The sequence below is a fragment of the Psychrobacillus sp. NEAU-3TGS genome (assembly GCF_029955155.1).
In the GTDB taxonomy this organism is placed as follows: domain Bacteria; phylum Bacillota; class Bacilli; order Bacillales_A; family Planococcaceae; genus Psychrobacillus.
In genome coordinates this window covers 15,273-32,792 of the sequence record NZ_JAPNOZ010000009.1, presented here as the reverse complement: position 1 = coordinate 32,792, position 17,520 = coordinate 15,273, and the positions used below count along the sequence as shown (strand labels likewise).

16 protein-coding genes are annotated in these 17,520 nt (G+C 38.3%); all 16 read right to left on the bottom strand.

Annotation, left to right across the window (positions count from 1 at the left end):
* Nucleotides 1–44 precede the first annotated feature (44 nt).
* The 16 genes from cydS to OR571_RS07855 all read right to left on the bottom strand — a co-directional run bounded on the left by cydS (nucleotide 45) and on the right by OR571_RS07855 (nucleotide 17,249).
* Nucleotides 45–149 (bottom strand): cytochrome bd oxidase small subunit CydS family protein, encoded by a 105-nt coding sequence (gene cydS, locus OR571_RS22915; RefSeq protein WP_481900370.1) that lies wholly within the window; start codon nucleotides 147–149, stop codon nucleotides 45–47.
* Between the two features lie 11 nt (nucleotides 150–160).
* Nucleotides 161–1,186 (bottom strand): cytochrome d ubiquinol oxidase subunit II, encoded by a 1,026-nt coding sequence (locus OR571_RS07925; protein WP_282242291.1) that lies wholly within the window; start codon nucleotides 1,184–1,186, stop codon nucleotides 161–163.
* Complete coding sequence (locus OR571_RS07920) at nucleotides 1,183–2,529, bottom strand: cytochrome ubiquinol oxidase subunit I (protein ID WP_282242290.1); 1,347 nt, start codon at nucleotides 2,527–2,529, stop codon at nucleotides 1,183–1,185. The genes OR571_RS07925 and OR571_RS07920 overlap by 4 nt, the downstream gene beginning before the upstream one ends.
* Nucleotides 2,530–2,753: 224 nt before the next feature.
* On the bottom strand, nucleotides 2,754–3,668 hold the full coding sequence (locus OR571_RS07915; RefSeq protein WP_282242289.1) for a diacylglycerol kinase: 915 nt from the start codon (nucleotides 3,666–3,668) through the stop codon (nucleotides 2,754–2,756).
* A 121-nt stretch (nucleotides 3,669–3,789) separates the two neighbouring features.
* The gene (locus OR571_RS07910; RefSeq protein WP_282242288.1) at nucleotides 3,790–4,353 is read right to left on the bottom strand and encodes a thioredoxin family protein; all 564 of its coding nucleotides are present in this window, start codon (nucleotides 4,351–4,353) and stop codon (nucleotides 3,790–3,792) included.
* 212 nt (nucleotides 4,354–4,565) lie between these two features.
* A complete protein-coding gene (gatB, locus tag OR571_RS07905; protein ID WP_282242287.1) occupies nucleotides 4,566–5,993 on the bottom strand; it encodes an Asp-tRNA(Asn)/Glu-tRNA(Gln) amidotransferase subunit GatB in 1,428 nt (475 codons plus the stop codon).
* A gap of 1 nt (nucleotide 5,994) precedes the next feature.
* The gene (gatA, locus tag OR571_RS07900) at nucleotides 5,995–7,458 is read right to left on the bottom strand and encodes an Asp-tRNA(Asn)/Glu-tRNA(Gln) amidotransferase subunit GatA (protein WP_282242286.1); all 1,464 of its coding nucleotides are present in this window, start codon (nucleotides 7,456–7,458) and stop codon (nucleotides 5,995–5,997) included.
* Between the two features lie 21 nt (nucleotides 7,459–7,479).
* Nucleotides 7,480–7,770 (bottom strand): Asp-tRNA(Asn)/Glu-tRNA(Gln) amidotransferase subunit GatC, encoded by a 291-nt coding sequence (gatC, locus tag OR571_RS07895; RefSeq protein ID WP_282242285.1) that lies wholly within the window; start codon nucleotides 7,768–7,770, stop codon nucleotides 7,480–7,482.
* 93 nt (nucleotides 7,771–7,863) lie between these two features.
* A complete protein-coding gene (locus tag OR571_RS07890; RefSeq protein ID WP_282242284.1) occupies nucleotides 7,864–8,973 on the bottom strand; it encodes a CamS family sex pheromone protein in 1,110 nt (369 codons plus the stop codon).
* 39 nt (nucleotides 8,974–9,012) lie between these two features.
* Nucleotides 9,013–11,016 (bottom strand): NAD-dependent DNA ligase LigA, encoded by a 2,004-nt coding sequence (gene ligA / locus OR571_RS07885; protein ID WP_282242283.1) that lies wholly within the window; start codon nucleotides 11,014–11,016, stop codon nucleotides 9,013–9,015.
* Between the two features lie 22 nt (nucleotides 11,017–11,038).
* Nucleotides 11,039–13,267 (bottom strand): DNA helicase PcrA, encoded by a 2,229-nt coding sequence (gene pcrA / locus OR571_RS07880; protein ID WP_282242282.1) that lies wholly within the window; start codon nucleotides 13,265–13,267, stop codon nucleotides 11,039–11,041.
* 60 nt (nucleotides 13,268–13,327) lie between these two features.
* Nucleotides 13,328–14,011: a heptaprenylglyceryl phosphate synthase gene (gene pcrB / locus OR571_RS07875; RefSeq protein ID WP_282242281.1), complete on the bottom strand. Its 684-nt coding sequence runs from the start codon at nucleotides 14,009–14,011 to the stop codon at nucleotides 13,328–13,330.
* A 97-nt stretch (nucleotides 14,012–14,108) separates the two neighbouring features.
* Nucleotides 14,109–14,429, bottom strand: a complete 321-nt coding sequence (locus OR571_RS07870) for a YerC/YecD family TrpR-related protein (protein WP_142540327.1) — start codon at nucleotides 14,427–14,429, stop codon at nucleotides 14,109–14,111.
* Between the two features lie 30 nt (nucleotides 14,430–14,459).
* On the bottom strand, nucleotides 14,460–14,795 hold the full coding sequence (locus tag OR571_RS07865) for a DUF3048 C-terminal domain-containing protein (protein WP_282242397.1): 336 nt from the start codon (nucleotides 14,793–14,795) through the stop codon (nucleotides 14,460–14,462).
* Nucleotides 14,796–14,842: 47 nt separating this feature from the next.
* The gene (locus OR571_RS07860; RefSeq protein ID WP_282242280.1) at nucleotides 14,843–15,409 is read right to left on the bottom strand and encodes a DUF3048 N-terminal domain-containing protein; all 567 of its coding nucleotides are present in this window, start codon (nucleotides 15,407–15,409) and stop codon (nucleotides 14,843–14,845) included.
* Nucleotides 15,410–15,518: 109 nt separating this feature from the next.
* Nucleotides 15,519–17,249: an adenine deaminase C-terminal domain-containing protein gene (locus OR571_RS07855; protein WP_282242279.1), complete on the bottom strand. Its 1,731-nt coding sequence runs from the start codon at nucleotides 17,247–17,249 to the stop codon at nucleotides 15,519–15,521.
* Nucleotides 17,250–17,520 lie beyond the last annotated feature (271 nt).

Here is a 17,520-nt window from a genome sequence, read left to right as displayed (position 1 = left end):
TTTCCATAAACACGAAAAAACCCCGGATGCCCGAGGTTTAAATATTACTTCTCCCTGACTGCTCCATCTCTCAAAGCAGCCCAAAAAGCTACAACAATTGCTCCAATCAGAACAATAAAAGGTGCGTAAAAGATTAAAAAGTTTGTCATACTGCTCCTCCTTAAGCGTGATTGTCTTTTTTGCCACGAACGTAGTCCTTATTGAATAAGAACAAACGTAACAACAAATAGAGTGACGGTATTAATAATGCAAGCCCAGCGATAAATGCAATGATGAGCGCGATCGCCATCGCTTCATTCGTAAAACTATCGTAAATCGTTAAGTATGGATACAGTAAATACGGACGATGAGCAAAACCGTAAGCAAAAAATGCAACGAAAAATTGACCGACTAACAGTCCAAAAGAAAGTCCATATCTTCTTCTTTTCATTAAAAGCCAAACCGTTCCTAGAAACAATAAAAACGATAATCCGAACGCCCACCAAATATCTATCATATTGTTATAATGCGCTTGATTGTGAGTGCGCAGCTCTACCATAATCCCAGCTGCAGTTATAATCGTTGGCAATGCCCAAATTAGCGCATATTTTCGCATAAGATTTGTTGCTTCTAAATCTCCTGCCCTATTTGCATACCAGGTTAAAAATACAGCGGAAATATAAAGTACGGCTGAAAGACTAAGCACAACGATTGCCCAAGTTAATGGACTCGTAAATAATGCATAATAATCGAGTGATGGAGAACCATTCACCATTTCGATGAAGCCACCTTCAGAAATCGTTAGTACAATCGACAATGCGGCAGGTATAAACAGCCCTGCCAATCCGTACATAAACGAATAACCTTTATGGCCTCTTGATCCATATGTCTCAAACGCATAATATGATCCGCGGATAGCAAGTAAAATGATTGCGATACTTGCTGGCACTAGTAGTGTCGTTCCATAATAAAACGCTGTCTTTGGGAAAAATCCAATGATCCCTACAAAGAAAAACACGAGAAATACATTCGTTACTTCCCAAACTGGCGATAAATATCGTTGAATCACATTCGTTAAAATATGTTGCCTTCCTGTAAGCAAACTATATGCATTAAAGAAACCTGCTCCAAAATCGATAGATGCTACAATCAAGTAACCAAACAAAAACGTCCAAAGCACCGTAACTCCAATAATCTCTAACGTCATGAGATGTCAGCCCCCTTTGTAGCATGACGATCTTCTAATTCTTGTTCCACCGGATTTCTCCTAAACATCCGAGTCAGTACAACAATACTTCCAACTCCAAGCACTAAATAGAGTCCTGAAAACAAAATTAACATCGTATCTACATGTCCGCTTGTAGTTGCGGCATCTTCTACGCGCATCAGACCTCTAAGAATCCATGGTTGTCTACCCACTTCCGCTAGCCACCAACCTGCTTCAATTGCTAAAATAGACAATGGTCCTCCTAAAACGATTAACCATCGGAACAGTTTCGAATGAACCAATTTCCATCGCATTTGTATACCTAACCAATAGACGAGTGACAGTAACGTCATCCACACGCCAATCGTAACCATAAAATCGAACAAATAATGAATATATAATGGTGGAATTTCATCTTCTGGGAACTGATCCAATCCGATTACTTCAGCAGTAGGATTGAAATGGGCAAGAATACTTAAAGCGAATGGAATCTTAATCGCATATTTCACTTCGCCGTTGTCTAGTACACCGTACAATATAAGCGGTGCATTTTCTTCCGTTTCAAAATGCCATTCGGCAGCAGCAAGTTTTTCTGGTTGATACTCCGCCAAATACTTTCCGGAAAAGTCGCCAATAATCGCAGCAGCAATGGAAAATACAAGCCCGACCTTCATCGTCAGAAAAAGTGCTTTCTTATGGTATATATGATTCGAGCCTTTCAATAATCGGAATGCGGCAATTGCAGCTAATACAAAAGCAGCTGTCATATATGCTGTTACAACAACATGTGCAACTTTTGTAGGCATTGCCGGATTGAACATGGCGAGTAAAGGATTGATGTTCACTAGCTCCCCATTTAGTACGTCAAAGCCCTGAGGTGCGTTCATAAATGCATTCACAATTGTTATAAATACAGCAGACGCAGATGCACCAATAGCTACTGGAATAAGTAAGAGCAAATGCTTTTTCTGATTCTCAAAGCGATCCCATGTGTACAAGTAAATGCCTAAGAATATTGCTTCAAAAAAGAACGCAAACGTTTCCAAAAAAAGTGGAAGCGCAATAACATTTCCTGCGAGCTCCATAAAATTCGGCCAAAGTAATGATAGCTGCATTCCTATAGCAGTCCCAGTAACTACGCCAACCGCAACCGTTATAACGAAACCTCTTGCCCAGCGTCTGGCGAGCAATATATAGTGCTCATCATTCTTTTTGATCCCAACCCATTGAGCAATCATAATCATGAGGGGAACTCCAACACCAATGGTTGCGTAAATAATATGAAAAGATAAGGTCAACTCGGTTAATACTCGACTATAAAATACGGCTTCTTCATTTCCCATACGTTTCCCTCCTTAGCTACCGAAAATTCTCCCTACAATTGATAGCGCCATGATGCCTGCAACAATAAAAGCGAGCCATATCAAATACTTTTCTTGTTTTTTATACATGCACATCACTCCCTTCGCTCTATTTTACCCCTAATTCAGACAGTTCTAACATCGTCTTCCGAAAAAAAACAGAAGTAAAAAAACCCAGCAATCTGTATAGAATGCTGGGCCTAGTTTTAAGGTCTATCTTGTTCGCGAATTTCATCTATCGGTACAAAAACCTCAATATGTCGATATAAGTTTTGGAATGTAGCTGGAATGTTTCCTCCGTACTCACCATCTAAATTAAGCAATACTTTTTCCTCAGATGTAACTTTTATTTGTTTCGCCTTTTTATAAATAACATGTGGATCCTCTAAATGATCTCCACGAATCGCAAGTGATGCTAAACGGATAAACTCAGCCATATTAACTTTTTTCAAAATTAATAAAGAAAATTGCCCATCATTCACACTGGAGTTTGGAGCAAGTTTTTCAAACCCACCAACGGAATTGGTGAGCCCTACTAAAAACATCATCACTTCATCTTCAAATACTTTATCGTCATATTCAATCCGAACTTTCGTCGCATTGATCGATGGAAGCATTTCTATACCTTTTAAATAATATGCCAATTGTCCAAGTACAGTTTTTAGTTTACTAGGCACTTCGTACGTAAGTTCAGTAATACGTCCTCCACCAGCAATATTTATAAAGTATCGTTCATTATTCACAAGTCCTACATCTACAGGGATCGAATCACCCTTTACAATGATTTCCACTGCTTTTTGAATATCTCTTGGAATATGCAAGGCTCTGGCAAAATCATTCGTTGTCCCCATAGGAATGAGACCGATTTTTGGGCGTTTTTCAAATTCACTAACACCCGCAACCACTTCATTTAGTGTGCCATCTCCACCTGCTGCAATGATTAGGTCGAAATTATTTTCTACTGCTTTTTTAGCGGCGGAAGTTGCGTCTCCTTCTCCTGTAGTAGCATGACAAGATGTTTCATAACCTGCAATTTCTAAAACTTCTAATACCTCGGGCAAGTTTTTCTTAAAAATTTCTCTCCCTGAAGTAGGATTATAAATGATTCGTGCACGTTTCATAGTTTTTTCCTCTCTGCTTCACAATTCTTCCTAGTCATATAGACTTCTTTCCTGAAGAAAAGGTTTCATTGCATTACTAAAAGAGCCGACTTATGCCGGCCCCGCTCTTTAGTTAGTTTTCTTATTTTTGAAGTGCTTGCAACCAGTTATTACGTATGTCTTCATAAACTGCTAAGTGGAAATCTTTATTGTCTGTAAACTCTTTACTCATTTGAGCATAGAACGCTTTTTGTACTTCTTCAAATGTCGGATCTTCTTTTTCAGGGAACTTTGCTCTACCTTCCATAACAAATTGCTGCACTTTTTCGGCACGAGGCCCCCATTTAGAAATAACTTCACCTTCGCTATTTAACAATAAATAAACAGGAATAGAACGTCCACCATTTGTTAAATATTGATCCATCAACTCAAGGTTTTCATCGCGGTATACAGCGCGCACATCAAGGCTAGCTGCCTCTGCAATTCTACGCACTATTGCGTTATTCATCATTGCATCTCCACACCAGTCTTCTGTAATAGCGAGTACATGTGGTGCTTTTTCTTTTAATAATTCGATAAATTCATCATCCGCAGGCACTTCGAATTGTTCGTAAATGCTAAATGATTCTTCTTTTTTCGTTGTCATATCATCCATATATTGTGTAAGTGGTTTTGCATTTTCAAAGTATTGTTGTTCAGTAGGCATTCAAAATGACCCCCTTTTTACTTTAGTATACTTCGTTCTAATGCCTTATTCAAATAAGTTGGCTAACAAGATTTAGGGTAAGATTTTGTTATATAGATATAGTTCTTTATAATATTCTATATTCTTCAATTCAGCAAAGCTGATAGCTAATTCTAGTTGCCATTTTAATAAGCCGAATATAAAAAGATGACCCCGAAGAGTCATCTTTTTATTTATCTTTTCACGATTTCTTCGTTTAAGATTTTATTTACAAGCGGTGGGTTCGCTTGTCCTTTTGTTGCTTTCATAATTTGGCCAACTAAGAAGCCAATGGCACGGTCTTTCCCGTTTTTGAAGTCTTCAATAGATTGTGGATTTGCATCTAGTGTTGCGGTAACAATTTCACGAAGTGCACCTTCGTCAGAGATTTGTACTAAGCCTTTTGCTTTTACAACTTCTGCTGCATCTCCACCGTTATCTGCAAGCTCTTTGAATACTTTTTTCGCGATTTTTGATGAAATCGTTCCATCGGAAATAAGTTTAATCATACCAGCAAGATTAGATGGTGTAAGTTGGATGTCTTTCAATTCTTTTTGATCCGCATTTAAGTATGCAGAAACTTCACCCATTAACCAGTTCGAAGCAAGCTTCACATCTGCTCCAAGAGCTATAGTTTCTTCAAAGAAATCGGACATTTCTTTTGTTAATGTCAATACCATTGCGTCATAAGCTGGAAGTCCAAGCTCTTCGATGTAACGTTTTTTACGAGCATCTGGAAGTTCTGGAATTTCCGCACGAACACGTTCCAACCAAGCATCGTCAATAACGATGTCTACTAAATCCGGCTCAGGGAAGTAACGATAGTCATCTGTTCCTTCTTTGACACGCATCAGAATTGTTTTACCTGTTTTCTCATCGAAACGACGAGTCTCTTGTTCAATTATTCCACCAGAAGAAAGTACTTCTGCTTGGCGAATCTCTTCATGTTCTAGACCTTTACGCACGAAGCTGAAAGAGTTCAAGTTTTTTAGCTCTGCTTTTGTACCAAATTCTTCTTGACCGTATGGGCGTAAAGAAATATTCGCATCACAACGTAGTGATCCTTCTTCCATTTTACAGTCCGAAACCTCTGTATACTGGATAATAGATTTTAGTTTTTCAAGGTATGCATATGCTTCCTCAGGTGTGCGAATATCCGGCTCTGATACGATTTCTACTAATGGAGTACCTTGACGGTTAAAGTCTACTAATGAATAACCATCCGCATGCGATAATTTACCTGCATCCTCTTCCATATGAAGACGAGTAATACCGATACGTTTTGTTTCTCCGTTTACTTCAATTTCAATCCAACCATTTTTACCAATTGGTTTATCAAATTGAGAGATTTGATATGCTTTCGGATTATCAGGATAGAAATAGTTTTTACGATCGAACTTTGTATATTGTTCAATTTCCATGTTTAATGCTAGTGCTGCACGCATAGCAAAATCTACTACGTTTTTGTTTACTACAGGAAGTACACCAGGGTAACCAAGGTCAATTACTGTTGTATTTGTATTTGGTTCAGCGCCAAAGTGATTCGGTGCTGCTGAGAAGATTTTAGAGTTCGTTTTTAGCTCTACGTGTACTTCTAAACCAATAACTGTTTCAAAGTTCATATTATTTTACCTCCCAAATTTGAGGAGTTTTTTTATGGAAATCTGTCGCTTGCTCATAAGCATGAGCTACGCGATAAATCGTTGACTCGTCAAAATAATTACCGATAATTTGTAGTCCAAGAGGCATGCCATCTTCAAATCCACATGGGATAGAAATCGCTGGTACTCCTGCTAAGTTAATCGGAATAGTTAAAATGTCGTTTGCATACATCGTTAATGGATCTTCTACGATTTCACCAATTTTAAATGCAGGTGTTGGTGCAGTTGGTCCAATAATAACGTCATAATCAGCTAACACTTTATCATAATCTTCTTTGATCAGCGTACGAACTTGCTGTGCTTTTTTATAGTAAGCATCGTAAGTTCCTGCACTTAACGAATACGTTCCAAGCATAATACGACGTTTTACTTCGTTTCCAAATCCTTGTGCACGTGTTTCTTTATATAGATCCATTAAGTTTGTTACATTTTCTGCACGGAAACCATAACGAATACCATCAAAACGTGATAGGTTAGAAGAAGCTTCTGAAGAAGAAAGGATATAGTATGTCGCTAAAGCGTATTTAGAATGTGGTAATGAAACCTCTTCCCAAGTTGCTCCAAGTGATTCTAACACTTTCAATGCTTCCATAACAGACGCACGAGCAGCTTCGCCAACTCCTTCTCCTAAATATTCTTTAGGAACAGCGATACGTAAGCCTTTAATATCACCCGTCAAAGCAGCTGCAAAGTTAGGTACCTCTACATTCGCTGAAGTAGAATCCATTGGATCCACTCCTGAAATTGCTTCTAATAATAAAGCATTGTCTTCTACGTTGCGTGTAATCGGACCAATTTGGTCTAAGGAAGAAGCAAATGCTACAAGACCTGAACGAGAAACACGACCGTATGTAGGCTTCATCCCAACAACTCCACAATACGCTGCTGGTTGGCGAATAGATCCACCAGTATCAGAACCTAGTGAGAATGGTACTTCTCCTGCTGCTACTGCTGCTGCAGATGCACCTGAAGAACCTCCTGGTACTCTATCTAAAGACCATGGGTTTTTTGTCGTTTTGTATGCTGAATTTTCATTAGAAGATCCCATCGCAAATTCATCCATGTTTAGTTTCCCAATTGTGACCATTCCTGCTGCACGTAACTTTTTCACAACTGTTGCATCATAGATTGGATTGAATCCTTCTAATATTTTACTTGCACAGGTTGTTTCTAATCCTTCTGTTACGATATTGTCTTTTACCCCGATTGGCAAACCAAATAATGGTCCGCGCTCTTCAAAAGGTACTTGATCTAATTCCGCAGCTGTTGCTGTTGCTTTTTCTTTGTTTAATGCTAAGAACGCTTCTACATCACCATCTAGTTTTTCTACACGGTCAAAAGCTTCTTTTGTCAAATCGGCAATCGAAACTTCTTTGCTATGTATAAGTTCTTGTAATTCTTTCGCCGAACGTTCAAATAACGTCATTAGTTTCCCTCCTTACAATGATTACTCCATAATAGCTGGTACTTTTACTTGACCTGCTTCTTGTTCTTTTACATTTAACATCATCGTTTCACGATCAAGCCCTTTAGTTGCTACATCTTCACGTAGAACATTTACTAAAGGTAGTACATGGGTAGTTGGTTCTACATTTGTTGTATCCAACTCTTTTAATTGTTCAGCAAACTCTGTAATTGCACCTAGTTGAAGCGCAAACTTTTCCGCTTCTTCCTCCGTAATTGCAAGACGTGCTAGATGTGCCACATGCTTCACTTCTTCTTTTGTTAATTCTGCCATTTTCCACACCTCCGAATTCAATAACCATAGGCAATATCATACCATTTTTCACTCTACTTGAACAGAGTGACACATATTTATCGAGTAATCTATTTACTGCGTGTATATATGCACAAATGGTTCTTCCTCACCAGGTTTTTTAATAAGTAATGCTTCTGCTCCATTCAACGAATTTACTTGCACTTCTACATTCATTGAAGTATTAAAATGATCCTTTACTAAGCCTGCGAGATGTTGTGTAAATCCAATTACCTCCGAAGTACCATAAAACTGAATAGGAATCGTAATCGTCCATTTTTGAAGCTGTTTGTCTTTAAAATAACCGGTTCCAATGACACCTGTATAATTGGAAAAATACGTTTCTACATCTTGTTTAAAGTTGCGGAATATAGTATCCAAATCACGATAATTTTCTTCTGAATTGGCCGTAGGGAATAACACATATTCTTCATCGATTGGTTTCCAGTCAGATACGTTCTTTCCAGCAGGAGCCGTGCTATAGGTGAAGTATGTTCCAGGGACAACCGCATTTCTACTATTTTGTTTAAAAAGGCCGACTACAATCGGCACGTCTTGTAATCCGTCTATTTGACGCATGCGATTCACGACTTCTTCTGCAATCTTCTTCCCGTTTTCTTCGATTTGAGCTTGTGTTAATTGTTCTTCAAAAGTTGCTCCGTACGCTTCTTTTTGATAGTAATATATCGAATTTAACGCAAGCCCTATAGAAATTCCCGCAAGCTTCACTGTATTCTCTTCTTTTATCAAATAGTTTTGCTCTACAATATGAGTTATATAAACGGGAGCTTTTTTTGCTTTCTCTTCTCCAGTAAGCCCTTCATCACTTGGATTTAAACCACCTTTTGACTTGTTACTTCTATCTAACCAGTCTCTTAAAGTGGTTATGTCTAGATACTGCCCCTCTTGAAATAAATATTTATCGGGTGAGTATACATTTTGCGAAATGCGAAGTAGTCCTGTTTCTACCTCTTTCACATCATATTTTGTTGCCATATTCGAGACAACAAATCCTCTACTAGCACTCTCTTCGTAAGGCAAGATTGTACGGTAGTAAGTTTCATCAAGCTGTAAGCTTGGAATAATTACTGTTTTTTTAGCTTCTTCTTCCGTATTTTGTATAACTTCCGTTTTGGTGTCCGGAGAAGGAGTACATCCAGAAACGAGTAGTAAGAATACTAACATCGTTATACCTATTATTTTTTGTTCATATTTTGAACCCCTTTAATCCGCTAAATGATCTAATAACGTTTGTTCATCCCAAATTTCAATACCGAGACTAGTCGCCTTTTCTAGCTTAGATCCCGCCTCTTCGCCTGCGATCACTAAATCTGTTTTTTTACTCACACTACCTGCGACTTTCCCACCAAGCGCTTCAATTTTTTCTTTCGCTTCTGGTCGAGTCAATTGCAGTAATTTACCTGTAAGTACAATTGTTTTGTTTGCAAATGGACTATCTTCTAGTAGGGACATGTCTACAATTTTACCAGTGTACTTTAGTGCTAACCCGGCTTCTTTTAATCGTACGATTAGTTGTTGTACTTCCTCTTGCTCAAAATAGGTAACTAGCGAGTCTGCCATTTTGTCACCTATTTCAAAGATTGCGGTTAGCTCTTCTCTTGTAGCCTTCATCAATGCATCAAAATTATGAAATGTCTCCGCTAGTATTTTGGCAGCTTTTTCACCGATATGGCGTATTCCAAGACCAAATAATACTCGTTCCATCGAGTTCGTTTTAGATGCCTCTATTGCAGCCACTAAGTTTGTAGCAGATTTTTGTCCCATTCGTTCTAATTGAACTAAATCTTCCACCGTCAATTTATATAAATCAGAAACGTCTTTGATCAGTTGCTCTCTAAATAACTGCTCCACCACTTTTTCGCCAAGTCCCTCAATATTCATCGCATTGCGAGATGCAAAATGGTAAATACCTTCTTGAATTTGTGCAGGACATTGTGGATTTACACAACGTAAAGCTACTTCTTCTTCAATTCGTATTAAGTCGCTATCACATACCGGGCAATGTGTAGGCATTTCATATGGTATTTCAGTCCCGTCTCTTTCTTCTAAAATGACCGATACTACTTCTGGGATAATGTCCCCTGCTTTTCGGATGATCACTCGGTCACCGATACGTATATCTTTTTCCCGAATAAGATCTTCATTATGAAGTGTTGCTCGTTGAACTGTTGAGCCTGCAACAATCGCTGGCTCTAAAATGGCTGTAGGTGTTACTACTCCCGTACGACCTACTGTTAAGTCAACGTCAAGAATAGTCGTTACTACTTCTTCTGCTGGAAACTTATACGCAATAGCAAAACGGGGACTTTTCGCCGTGAATCCTAGCTCTTCTTGCTGCGCATAGTCATCTACTTTAATGACAATACCATCGATTTCATAAGGGAGATCGTTTCTTTTTGCAGTCCATTCTTGAACAAATTCAAGCACTTCTTCGACTGAGTTACATTTTCTTGTTTCTTTATTTGTCGGCAAGCCTTGCTCTTTCATAAACTTCAGCGCTTCGGAATGCTGTTCTATATTTTGTTCAGCACCGTCCCCTCCTAGTCCATAGACAAACATAGACAGATTTCGGCTGGCTGCCATTTTAGGATCGAGCTGTCGCAAAGATCCTGCTGCAGCATTTCGAGGGTTTGCTAACAATATCTCTCCCCGTTCCGCTCGTTCTTCGTTTAGCTTCATAAACGAAGATTTAGGCATATAAGCCTCTCCTCTTGCCTCAAGCGTAACTATATCTCTCAATCGAAGTGGAATGGAACGGATTGTTTTAATGTTAGCTGTAATGTCCTCCCCAGTTGTACCATCCCCGCGAGTGGCTCCTCTTACTAAGCGTCCTTCTTCATAAAGGAGGGAAACAGCTAGACCATCAATTTTCAACTCACATACATACGTTGGTGTTTCATCGATAATACTTTGTATTCGTCGATCAAAATCGCGTAAATCGGCTTCGTTAAATGCATTAGAAAGACTGAGCATTGGGCTAGTATGCGTAACTTTTTGAAATCCTTCACTTACAACCGCTCCTACTCGTTGGGTTGGGGATTCCGGTAGTATTAAATTTGGATTTTGTTCCTCTAATGCGATGAGTTCGTGCAAATATTGATCGTACACCGCGTCAGGTACTATTGGGTCGTCTAACACGTAATATGCATAACCATAGTCATATAAAAGCTTGTGAAGCTCTTTTACTCTTTCTTCTAATTTATCCATGGGCTTTCCTCCACTAAGTGAATTATCCTTTTTCGATTGGTGCAAATTTTGCTAGTAGTCGTTTAATACCTGTCGGACTTGGGAAGGCAATATCTAACTCTGTATCTTCACCATTTCCTCTAACGCTAACAACCATACCTTCGCCCCATTTTTTATGCACGGCTTTATCCCCTACTTGCCAGCCCATTCTTTCTCCACCAGATTGTTTATATGCAGGACGAGTAACGACTTGTTTTTTAGCTTGCTGAACTGGTCTGGTACGAGAAGTTGTCATACTGTTATTGTCACTTTTTCCACCGACAACCTCTATTATTTCATCCGAAATTTCTCCTATAAAGCGAGAAGGGCTATTAAAACTACCTCGTCCAAAAATAGTACGAGACTGTGCACAAGAAATAAACAATCGTTCCTCTGCCCTAGTTACGCCCACATACATTAAACGTCTTTCTTCTTCCATTTCGTCATCATCCCCAATAGAACGAGAATGAGGGAATATGTTTTCTTCCATTCCAATGATAAAGACGACAGGAAACTCTAGACCCTTAGCTGCATGCATCGTCATCAAAATAATATTACCTTGTGATGTATCTTCTTCTTCATCGAGCTTGTCTATATCTGATATAAGCGCTAAATCGGTTAAAAATGCTACAAGTGATTTATCGTCACTTTTTTCCTCAAATGCCTTTGTAACAGATAAAAACTCTTCAATATTTTCTAAACGACTTTCCGCTTCAATCGTCTTCTCGTTTTTTAACATTGTTTTATAGCCAGTTTTTTCAAGTACCTGTTCGACAATTTCAGTTACAGATAAAAACTCTTGCATTTGTGTCAGGTTCTGAATAAGCCCATGGAATCCGACAACGGAGTTTACTGCTCTTGCTGGTAATCCCATAAAGTCGACTTCATGTAATGCATCCATAATAGAACGATCCTGTTCCAATGCATACATTGCTATACGCTCAAATGAGGTTGCACCAATGTTTCTTTTTGGCTCATTAATAATACGAGCTAGTGATAAATCATCATCGTTGTTAGCGATTAAACGAAGATAAGCTAGTAAGTCTTTAATCTCTTTACGATCATAGAACTTTGTTCCACCGACAATTGTATACGCCATATTCGATTTTACAAGCACTTCCTCCATCACACGAGACTGTGCATTTGTACGATATAGCACAGCAAAATCATCGAGTGTACGGTTTTCATTTTCCATCATTTCTTGGATGGATTGCACGACGAACTGCGCTTCTTGCTGTTCATTAAAAGCACGGAAAAGCTGGATTTTTTCTCCTTCGTTATTTTCTGTGCGGAGTACTTTTGGATATCTGCTCGTGTTATTGCTAATGACGTCATTTGCAGCTTGTAAGATGCGCTGAGAAGAACGATAGTTTTGCTCTAGCATGATTGTTGTTGCATTCGGATAGTCTTTTTCAAATGATAAAATGTTTTGAATATCCGCACCGCGCCAGCGATAAATCGATTGGTCAGAGTCACCAACGACACAAATATTCTTAAACTTACGCGCAAGCATTTGCACTAATTCATACTGAGATTTATTGGTATCTTGGTATTCATCCACGTGAATATATTGGAATTTGTTTTGGTAGAACTCTAACACTTCCGGTACTCTTTTAAACAGTGTTACAGTTGTCATGATCAAATCATCAAAATCGAGGGATTGGTTCTTTCTTAAACGCTTTTCATATCCTGTATAAACTTCTGCAACTGTTTTTTCAAATGGGTTCATCTCGTTCATCTGTGCTCTATACGTATCTGCATCTATGCAAATATTTTTCGCACTACTGATTGCATTTAGCATGGAACGTGGATCATATTTTTTCGGATCGATATTTTGTTCTTTTAAAATATTTTTAATAACCGTTAACTGATCAGTCGTATCAAGTATTGAAAAGTTTTTTGAATACCCTATACGGTCGATATCTCTTCTGAGTATTCGAACACACATCGAGTGGAATGTGGATACCCACATACGCTCGCCCGTACCAGCTCCTAAAATACCGTCGATACGTTCACGCATTTCGCGAGCTGCTTTATTGGTAAACGTAATGGCCAGTATTTTCGAGGGGTAGACTTCTTTTTCCACGATTAGATAGGCAATTCGATGGGTTAAGACGCGTGTTTTTCCAGAACCTGCTCCCGCCATAATAAGTAGAGGGCCTTCTGTTGTTTTAACGGCTTTTTCTTGCTCTTTATTCATACCGTTTAATAGGTTTTTTCCTATGAGTTCCATCATGCACTCCCTTTCAAGAACATTTGTTCCAATTATATAGTTCATCTCTTTTATATTCAACTATCGCTTAACAGCTTGTACTGTTTTTAAAGCTTCTGATAGGTTTTCATATACTTGATTGCCAACTATTATAGTATCAGCATATGTAGCCATTTCACTTGCTTCTTTTGCTGTTTTAATGCCGCCTCCGTAGAATAGTCTAGTATTTTGAAGACCTTCTTTTACCTTTTTTACGACCTCTACATCACCGTACATACCACTGTATTCCATATAAAAAATAGGGAATTTAAACAAATGCTCGACCATCTGTGCATATGCGATAATATCTTCATCTGTTTCTGGTTGTTTAGCATTCGTTAACTTAGCTGCTTTACAATCTGGATTTAATATACAATACCCTTCTGGAATAATTTCATCCCAGTTCATCACTTCTCCAAATTCCTTTGTTGCCTCATGGTGTAAATCCTTCACCCATTTTGTCTCTTGGCTATTCAATACACTTGGAATAAAATAAAAATCAAAGCCCGGAGTAATCGATTCTATTGTCGATACTTCTAGTGCAACAGGTACAGCATACCTTCTAATGCGCATTAACAAATCAATCACATTATCCAGTGTTACCCCGTCCGAACCCCCAATGATAATAGCATCGGTTCCAGATTCACAAACCTTTTCTAAGGCTTCTCCCTCTATTTCCTTTGCCGGATCCAATTTAAATATATGGCGCCATTCTTTATAATCCATTTTTTCACCTACATTAAGTTAGTTAAGCACTCTTCATTATAACAAAAAAACTGAACAGAGGCTTCTGTTCAGTAGTTAGCGATAGATAAGTTTAATATTATTCTTTTGATTGTTGGAGCGACAACTCTTCTGGATACAGTCGACCAAGAATTTCATCATAATAATCATTGCCGTAATCATATGCACGTCTTACACGTGAAATGGTTGCTGTACTTGCACCTGTTTCTTTTTTAATTGTTTCATATGTTTTTTTCAAACGTAGTAAATGCGCAACCTCGAAACGCTGGGCAAGTGATTGAATTTCACTTATTGTACATAAATCATCAAAAAACTTATAACATTCTTCTATATTATTTAGCTCTAGTACAGCTTTAAACAATTGATCCGTTTGATGTCCTTTTATTTTTTCAATTTGCATATTATATCATTCCCTTCTTCACTTTTTAAGTCAAGGTAAATAGTTTACCATATTTTCTAATCCTGGCTTGGTCGGTACAAAACTAATCCATGATTTACCTGGTACTAATTTAGCTGGAACACCATTTTCCATGGGAATAAGTATTCCGTCGACATTTTCCCATTCAATCACTTTCATCGTTCCTGCTTGGAAAAGATATGCTCTTCCTCCAGCATTCAATGTTAACTGCCTGCGCCCAGCATTATCAATTGTCGTATGCGGTATTTCCATAAATATTACATTTGCAAGTTCTACAGGTTTTTCCGTTTCCTTATCGATTGTTAAAACTCCGCCTGTTTTTCGTTCATATAAACCACTTTCCGGTATATATGTATACTGATTTTCAAAACTTGCCCCTGTTCCATACTGAATACTTATAGAAGAGACAGGGTCTCCAATTTTGCACCTTCTGCCGAATCATAAAAGGAGAAGGTAGGTATTTTGTGAATTTCCATAGAGGCACCTACTTTTTCTGCCCCTGTGAAAATGTTCTCTTTCGAAATATACGAATTATGTGGTGCCTTACGTTCCTTTGAACGCTTAAAAAGTATACCATCATATTGCATCCCATTAATATTATCTACTACTCTCGCATTTAACATTTTCTGAGCATCTGGGCTATAACCATGTGCAATGTAAAAAGCATCTAATCCTTTAGCAACTTCTACGAAATAATCACGAGCACTTCTAACAGGACCTACTATATCAGGAATCTCACTTTGATAAAGCGCTAGAAATCTCGTCACATTTCCTTCAGCTAACATTTCATAAACGATATCCGCCTGTGCAATCCCTGACTGAGGCCTTGCAAGCGGATGATTATTCATCGTAACGATAATTGGCCTTTGTGTTTGTTCTTCTTCTGAACGAATACCAGTAAACGGTGCAACATAAGGGAGAACAATAGGTTCTTCTACTACCTCTTCTACTATATCCTCCACAATCTCTTCTACGGGTTGTACTTCTGCTGTTTTTTCCTCATTAGAGCAGGCAACAAGAAATAAACCGAGTAAACTTATTATCCCCCATTTTTAAACAATGGAAATCCCCCTACCTCATGACAGCTGGAAACAATACTTGTTTTTTCATCACATCGAAAATTCCTCTTTGCGTAACTCGAACATAAGGTAAGTGCGTAGCTTGCAAAAATAGTAAAGTATAAATGGCATCCCCATGCTTAAATCCTCTAGCTGTCAATTCTCTCTTTAATAGTAATTCCTCTTCTATTAATACTTCCATCGGCTTATCCGATAGGATTCCACCTATAGGAAGTTTAAGCGTGCAAACAACTTCCTCATTTTCAACGATGACTATACCACCGTTCATTTTTTTCATTTCGTTGAAAGCCTGGAGCATGCTCTTTTTATTCTTTCCGATTAAGATAATATCCCCTGTACTAGAATAAGAAGAAGCAAAACCTTTTAATGTCGTTGCAAATCCTTTAATAAGTGTAGAGACTTTCCATTTACCATTACGATCTACTAACAATAAGAAACTTTCATCATGATCAGTTGAAAGCTCGTTATCCGTTGTATCAACCGAAACAGAATAAGGCTTCGTTATAACGTCGTTCACCATTTCAATCCCAAAAGGCATCGAAAATTGAAAATCATCATCGGACATGTCAAAAGCCAAATCTAAATTCGGTATATCTGACCAATCGGTTGCTGCCAATGAGTGAACTCTTTCGCCATCACGTTTTAACCAAACCCCTTTAGATAAAACGGTTGTCGGGACAGGATTCAACTCATCTTCAAGGAAATTGAGCGTAGCAAATCTTCCAGCTGCTATAACTCCATGTAGATTAGATAAATTATAATATTTCGCTACATTGAAGGAAGCCATTAAATAAGCATCTACCGGGCTGACTCCAGCATCTAAAGCAACCTGGATACACTTATCCATCACCCCGTCCGTATGAAAAGAAGGTGTAGCACCGTCTGTCGTCATCATCAGATGATCGAAAATTTGCAAGTCTTTCTCGAGTATCCCTTTTAATAAAATTGGTAAGTCAGGTCGAATCGATGAATGACGAAGCGTTACCGCATAACCATGCAAGATTCTTCTTTCCACTTCTTCAATGGTCATCGCTTCATGGTCTCCATCAGCTCCAAGTAAACGCATACGCGCAAGTGTACGTTCAGAAGCACCAGGGAAATGTCCTTCAATCTTCATCCCGTTTGTCTTTGCTTTTTGCATCCAATACAGCATTTGATCGTCACCGGAAAGGAGCCTTGGCCAACCTGTTAGCTCGCCCCCCATAATAACATCTGGACGCGCAATCCATTCTCCGACCGTTTTAGATGTAAATAATTCTTCCTCATTTTCAAGCTCAGTCTGTGAATCGAAGCGAGCCCACCAATAAAAAGAAAAAGGCAATTTACATAACTCATCCATTATTGAAAACGCTTTCTTATTTTCAAGCATCAAAAACATTACTAAATTATCTGCTATAAATGTCGTCGTTCCTAATTGAGCTGCATAATCGGCAAATGTCTGCGGGTTATATAGTTGGAATGGATGTACATGGGGTTCCATGTAGCCTGGTACAATCTTTTGACCAGCGGCGTCGTATACTTCTGTTTTCGAAGAAACTAGTGGCATTTCCGAGCCGGTATACACAATCCGATCTTTTACAATCCAAATATTTCCGTTCATCCATTTCTTTAAATGGCTGTGTAAATAAGTTGCATTTGTAATAAGGATATCTGGTGCTTGTTTTCCGTTTACAACTTCTATTTGTTTTCTGATTTCTTCTATTTTCCAAATCGGATATTGCATTGCATCCATTCTCCTTTCTATAAGACTACTCATAGAAATAATAGTAGCATAGTACTTTAGTAAAGCAAAGTGTTGAATAATTATTTTTTGTAAATTTTTTTCTAAAATATACCTAGTCAGAAAAGTTAATAATTGTATGGACTGTCACCTTCCCAATTTAGCACAGAAACGATAAAAAGGAATAACACACAGAATAGGGAAACTGTGAAGTAAGAAATTTTAGTAGATAACCACTAGAATTTTCGCTACAGGGTGGACGCTTTCCGCGGGC

Coding starts and splice junctions, on each gene's coding strand:
- cydS (WP_481900370.1), bottom strand. CDS start 149: ATGACAAACTTTTTAATCTTTTACGCACCTTTTATTGTTCTGATTGGA.
- OR571_RS07925 (WP_282242291.1), bottom strand. CDS start 1,186: ATGACGTTAGAGATTATTGGAGTTACGGTGCTTTGGACGTTTTTGTTT.
- OR571_RS07920 (WP_282242290.1), bottom strand. CDS start 2,529: ATGGGAAATGAAGAAGCCGTATTTTATAGTCGAGTATTAACCGAGTTG.
- OR571_RS07915 (WP_282242289.1), bottom strand. CDS start 3,668: ATGAAACGTGCACGAATCATTTATAATCCTACTTCAGGGAGAGAAATT.
- OR571_RS07910 (WP_282242288.1), bottom strand. CDS start 4,353: ATGCCTACTGAACAACAATACTTTGAAAATGCAAAACCACTTACACAA.
- gatB (WP_282242287.1), bottom strand. CDS start 5,993: ATGAACTTTGAAACAGTTATTGGTTTAGAAGTACACGTAGAGCTAAAA.
- gatA (WP_282242286.1), bottom strand. CDS start 7,458: ATGACGTTATTTGAACGTTCGGCGAAAGAATTACAAGAACTTATACAT.
- gatC (WP_282242285.1), bottom strand. CDS start 7,770: ATGGCAGAATTAACAAAAGAAGAAGTGAAGCATGTGGCACATCTAGCA.
- OR571_RS07890 (WP_282242284.1), bottom strand. CDS start 8,973: ATGTTAGTATTCTTACTACTCGTTTCTGGATGTACTCCTTCTCCGGAC.
- ligA (WP_282242283.1), bottom strand. CDS start 11,016: ATGGATAAATTAGAAGAAAGAGTAAAAGAGCTTCACAAGCTTTTATAT.
- pcrA (WP_282242282.1), bottom strand. CDS start 13,267: ATGGAACTCATAGGAAAAAACCTATTAAACGGTATGAATAAAGAGCAA.
- pcrB (WP_282242281.1), bottom strand. CDS start 14,011: ATGGATTATAAAGAATGGCGCCATATATTTAAATTGGATCCGGCAAAG.
- OR571_RS07870 (WP_142540327.1), bottom strand. CDS start 14,429: ATGCAAATTGAAAAAATAAAAGGACATCAAACGGATCAATTGTTTAAA.
- OR571_RS07855 (WP_282242279.1), bottom strand. CDS start 17,249: ATGCAATATCCGATTTGGAAAATAGAAGAAATCAGAAAACAAATAGAA.